1 protein-coding gene is annotated in these 1,182 nt (G+C 62.9%); it reads left to right on the forward strand.

Features of this window, described 5'->3' with window-relative positions; all coding sequences use genetic code 11:
* Nucleotides 1-107 precede the first annotated feature (107 nt).
* On the forward strand, nucleotides 108-1,182 hold a 1,075-nt coding region (gene istA / locus AC2FNE_RS24670; protein WP_496806574.1), incomplete at its 3' end, for an IS21 family transposase.

Below are 1,182 nucleotides of genomic sequence, written 5' to 3' on the forward strand. Positions count from 1 at the left end.
TGAGAATCCCGGAGAGAAACTGGACAGCAGAATCGGTCGGATAATCTGACTGTCGCGGAGTAAAATTCCGCATCTTGCGCCCGAGGCAACGAGCTGAAGGCGAGGAGATGTATGCTGTGGACCTATACGGACGGGTGCGCCGGGCGTGCCATGTCGACGGGATGAGCAAGAGCGAGGCGTCGCGTGTTTTCGGGATCGATCGCAAGACGGTTGCGAAGATCCTCGAGCATTCCGTGCCGCCCGGGTATCGGCGTTCGAAGCCGCCGGTTCGACCGAAGCTCGATCCGTTCATACCGATCATCGACCGGATCCTGGAGGATGATAAGAGCCAGCTGAAGAAGCAAAGGCATACTGCCAAGCGGATATTCGAGCGGCTCCGGGACGAGCACGGGTTTGCCGGCGGCATCACCATCGTCACTGACTATGTCCGAGAGAAGAAACGGCGGTCGCGCGAGGTGTTCGTGCCGCTGGTGCACCCGCCGGGGCATGCGCAGGTCGATTTTGGCGAAGCGGTCGGCGTGATCGGCGGGGTAAGGCGCAAGCTGCACTATTTCGCGATGGCGTTGCCGCACTCGGATGCGCAGTTCATCAAGACCTATCCGGCCGAGACAACCGAGGCGTTCTGCGACGGCCACGTCTCGGCGGTCGCCTTCTTCGGCGGCGTGCCACGTTCCGTCCTGTACGACAACACGACGATTGCGGTGGCGAAGATCCTCGGCGACGGCACCCGCAAGCGCACCCGGGTGTTCTCGGAACTGCAGTCACATTACCTGTTCGAAGACCGGTTCGGCCGTCCGGGCAAGGGCAACGACAAGGGCCATGTCGAGGGGGTGATTGGCTTCGGCCGGCGGAACTTCCTGGTGCCTGTGCCCCGCTTCGAGAGCTTCGAAGCCCTGAACGCCTGGCTTGAGGAACAGTGCCTCAAGCGCCAGGACGAGGTCCTTCGTGGTCACACCGAGACGATCGGCGAGCGGCTCATGCGGGACCTCGACGCCCTGCTGACATTGCCGGCGGTTCCCTACGATGCCTGCGAGAAGGTCAGCACCCGGGCCACGTCGATCTCGATGGTGCGCTATCGCTGCAACGACTACTCGGTGCCGGTCGCCTACGCTCACCGCGAGGTCCTGGTCCGTGGCTATGTCGGCGAGGTCGTTATCGGCTGCGGCGGTGAGATCATCGCCC

It is taken from the genome of Ruegeria sp. YKSD179 (assembly GCF_059612885.1).